Source organism: Actinomadura rubrisoli (assembly GCF_004349215.1).
Classification (GTDB): domain Bacteria; phylum Actinomycetota; class Actinomycetes; order Streptosporangiales; family Streptosporangiaceae; genus Spirillospora; species Spirillospora rubrisoli.
On record NZ_SMKU01000548.1, the window covers coordinates 1 to 3,730 of the forward strand.

Annotated in this window: 3 protein-coding genes and 1 pseudogene; 1 reads left to right on the forward strand and 3 read right to left on the reverse strand. The window is 72.1% G+C overall.

Annotation, left to right across the window (positions count from 1 at the left end):
- Window positions 1-537 precede the first annotated feature (537 nt).
- Together purH and purN are read right to left on the reverse strand one after the other, a co-directional pair.
- Window positions 538-2,103: a bifunctional phosphoribosylaminoimidazolecarboxamide formyltransferase/IMP cyclohydrolase gene (purH, locus tag E1298_RS45040; protein WP_131903504.1), complete on the reverse strand. Its 1,566-nt coding sequence runs from the start codon at window positions 2,101-2,103 to the stop codon at window positions 538-540.
- 15 nt (window positions 2,104-2,118) lie between these two features.
- Entirely contained in the window at window positions 2,119-2,751 is a 633-nt protein-coding gene (purN, locus tag E1298_RS45045) for a phosphoribosylglycinamide formyltransferase (RefSeq protein ID WP_131903505.1), read from the reverse strand.
- 111 nt (window positions 2,752-2,862) lie between these two features.
- Here purN and E1298_RS45050 point away from each other — a divergent pair, with 111 nt between their 5' ends.
- Entirely contained in the window at window positions 2,863-3,339 is a 477-nt protein-coding gene (locus E1298_RS45050) for a hypothetical protein (RefSeq protein WP_131903506.1), read from the forward strand.
- Window positions 3,340-3,346: 7 nt separating this feature from the next.
- On the opposite strand, the pseudogene E1298_RS45055 reads toward E1298_RS45050, so the two are convergent.
- Window positions 3,347-3,730: pseudogene (locus E1298_RS45055) on the reverse strand (hypothetical protein); the annotation flags it as partial.

Genomic DNA, 3,730 nt, shown 5'->3' on the forward strand with positions numbered 1-3,730 from the left:
CCCCAAACCCAAGCCCCGCACCGCCCGCACGAGACCGCCCCCGAACCGAAGCCCCACACCACTCGCACGAGACCACGACCCGAACCGAAGCCCCGCACCATCGTTACCTCGGCCACCGCCCCAACCTCAGCCCCACACCGCCTGCACGAGACCACGGGCCCAACCCCAGCTCCGCACCGCCGTACGAGGCCGCCGCCTGAAGCTCAGCCCCGCACCATCGTTACCTCGGCCACCGCCCGAACCTAAGCCCGCACGGCCCGCACCGAGGCCACCGTCACCGAGGCCCCGACCCGAATCGAAGCCCCGCTTCGCCCGCACGAGGCCGCGGCCCGAACCTCAGCCCCGCACCATCGTTACTTCGGCCACCGTCCGAACCTCAGCTCCCAACAGGCGAAACGTTGCGATCGCGTGCGAAGCCAGTTTCGAGCGAAGCAAGAAACTGATCGCGCAGCGAGCCGCCAGGCGAGACGAAGCGATGCCAGCGATCGCCGAGTTCCCGCCGAAGGAAGGCGCGCCAGCGCCGACCGCCAAGGGAACTCAATGAAAAAAGTGCCTTATGCCGGTGAAGTAGAGGGTGGTTCCGGATTTTTCGGCGGCGGCGATCACCTTGTCGTCGTTGACGGAGCCGCCGGGTTCGACGATGGCCCGGACGCCGGCGTCGGTCAGTACCTCCAGGCCGTCCGGGAAGGGGAAGAAGGCGTCGGAGGCGCCTACCGCGGAGGCGGCGCGGTCGGCGCCCGCTCGGGTCACGGCGAGTTTGGCGGAGTCGACGCGGTTGACCTGGCCCATGCCGACGCCGACCGTGGCGCCGTCGGCGGCCAGCAGGATGGCGTTGGACTTCACCGAGCGGCAGGCGCGCCAGGCGAAGGCCAGGTCGCGCAGGGTGGCTTCGTCGGCGGCGGCGCCGACCTTGAGTTCCCAGGTGGACGGGTCGTCGCCGGGGGCGTCCACGCGGTCGACGGCCTGGAGCAGGACGCCGCCGTCGATGCGCCGGTACTCGGTGGCGCTCGCGGGGGCCTGCGGGCAGCGCAGCAGCCGGATGTTCTTCTTGCGGGTGAGGATCTCCAGGGCCGCGTCCTCGAAGGCGGGGGCGACCAGCACCTCGGTGAAGATCTCGGCGATCTGGGCGGCCAGCTCGGCGGTGACGGTGCCGTTCACGGCGATGACGCCGCCGAAGGCCGACAGAGGGTCGCAGGCGTGCGCCTTGCGGTGCGCCTCGGCCAGGTCGGCGCCGATCGCGATGCCGCACGGGTTGGCGTGCTTGATGATCGCGACGGCGGGGGCGTCGAAGTCGTGGGCGGCGCGGCGGGCGGCGTCGGCGTCCACGTAGTTGTTGTAGGACATCTCCTTGCCGTGGAGCTGCTCGGCGGCGGCCAGGCCGCCATCGGAGCCGCCGCCCATGTAGAGGGCTGCGCGCTGGTGCGGGTTTTCGCCGTAGCGCAGGACGTTCGCGCGCTGCCAGGTGACGCCGAGGAAGTCGGGCCACTGGGCTTCGGCGGCGGTCTCGTCCGGCGCGTAGCTGCCGGCGAACCAGGAGGCCACGGCCACGTCGTAGGACGCGGTGTGCGAGAACGCCTGGGCTGCCAGGCGGCGGCGCTCCTCCAGGGTGAATCCGCCTGCCCGGACGGCGTCCAGGACGGTCCTGTAGGCGGACGGTTCGACGACGACGGCGACGGACGCGTGGTTCTTCGCGGCCGCGCGGACCATCGTCGGGCCGCCGATGTCGATCTGCTCGACGCACTCGTCCGGGGTGGCGCCCGAGTCGACCGTGGCGGCGAACGGGTAGAGGTTCACGACCGCGAGGTCGAACGGTTCCACGTGCAGGTCGTCCAGCTGCTGGAGGTGGTCCTCCTTGCGCCGGTCGGCGAGCAGGCCCGCGTGCACCTTGGGGTGCAGGGTCTTGACCCGGCCGTCCAGGCACTCGGGGAACCCGGTGAGCTTCTCCACCTTCATGACCGGCACCCCGGCGGCGGCGATCCGCCCCGCCGTGGAGCCGGTGGAGACGATCTCCACCCCGGCCTCGTGGAGGCCGCGGGCCAGCTCCTCCAGCCCGGTCTTGTCGTACACGCTGATCAGTGCGCGCCTAATCGCCACCCGACTCACCGGCCGAGCTCCCCTCTATCGGACCGAATCACTACAGGTCTGGCACTTCATGGAGACCCGCCTGCCCTGCACGGTCCACCCGTCGCGGGCCAGCCGTCCGACGACGTCGACCAGGAGCCGGCGCTCCACCTGCTTGATGCGCTCGTGCAGGGAGTCTTCGTCGTCATGCCAGCCCACGGGGACGGTCTCCTGGGCGATGACGGGTCCGGTGTCCACGCCTTCGTCGACGAAGTGCACGGTACAGCCCGTCACCTTCACCCCGTACGCCAGGGCTTGCCGCACGGCGTGGGCGCCGGGGAAGGACGGCAGCAGCGCCGGGTGGGTGTTGACGGTGCGGCCGCCGAACCGCGCCAGGAAGTGCGGCCCGAGGATCTTCATGAAGCCGGCGGACACGACGAGGTCGGGTTCGTGGGCGGCGACGGCGCCGGCCAGCGCCTCGTCCCAGGCGTCACGGCTCTCGAAGTCGGGGATCGGGAGGGTGAAGGTGGGCAGTCCCGCGGCTTCGGCGCGTTCGGTGCCGCCGGTGCCGGGGCGGTCCGCCCCCACGGCCACGACCTGCGCCCCGTAGGCTGGATCCGCGCACGCGTCGAGCAGCGCTTGTAGGTTGGTCCCCGCGCCGGAGACGAGGACGACGAGCCGGGCGGACACCTTGACTCCCTGAGGGACGTGGGGTTGTTCAGGTCGACACGAAGCCTATCGGCCCTGTTCCGCGCGCCATGAACGTCCACACCACCGCCGTACGACGAGGAGGACACGAGCGTGACTGAGCAGCCGGGGAGCCCGGCCCCCTCCGGGAACCGCCCCGAGGGACGGCCGGAGCCCCCCGAGGGTCCGCCTCCGGTGAAGGGGCCGGCCAGTCCGACGGGCTGGCGTGCCCTGTGGCTCGGCGCCTTCGCGCTGCTGACCGCGATCTTCTTCTACCCGCTCGGGCTGGTGCTGGGGGTGGCGGCGCTCGTCCTCGGCATCCGGGCCCGGCGCGCCGCCCGGCGGACGAGCGGCGTCGCGCCCGGGGCGACGGCGGGGATCGTCCTCGGCTCGGCGGGGCTGGCGGTCTCGGCGCTGGCGATCGGGCTCACCGCGTTCCTGTGGCCGGAGATGAGCGGCTACCAGGAGTGCCTCGGCAACGCCAACACCCACTCCGACAAGCAGTCGTGCCGCCACGAGTACTTCCCGAAGATGGAGAAGAAGATGCACCTGCCCTCCGGGAGCATGGACAAGTACGGCGACCTCTTCTGACCGCCGCTCAGTCCCCCTTGGGCTCCTCCCGCAGGACGTAGATCGCCCCGCCCCGGTTCTCGGTGCGTTCGGGATCGTCCCGGGACGTCGGGACGGGTTCGGGTTCCGGCTCGGGCTCCTCGGCGATGTGGCCTTCGAGGACGACCGTGCCCTCGTTCGCCGGGACAGGCACCGGCGCCGGGGTCGGCTCGGGCTCTTCGGCGAGGTCGGGAAGGGGATCCGCGGCGCGTGTCCTGCCCCGCGCGGATCGGCGGGGCGCCAGGACGGGTTCCGCCTCCTCGAACTCCAGCGGGTCCGGCGCGTACGGCGAGGTCCTCGGTACCGGACGGGCGGGAGCGGGCGGCTCCGGGGCCTGCGCCTCGGCCCGCATGGGGCGCGGCTCGTCCACGGG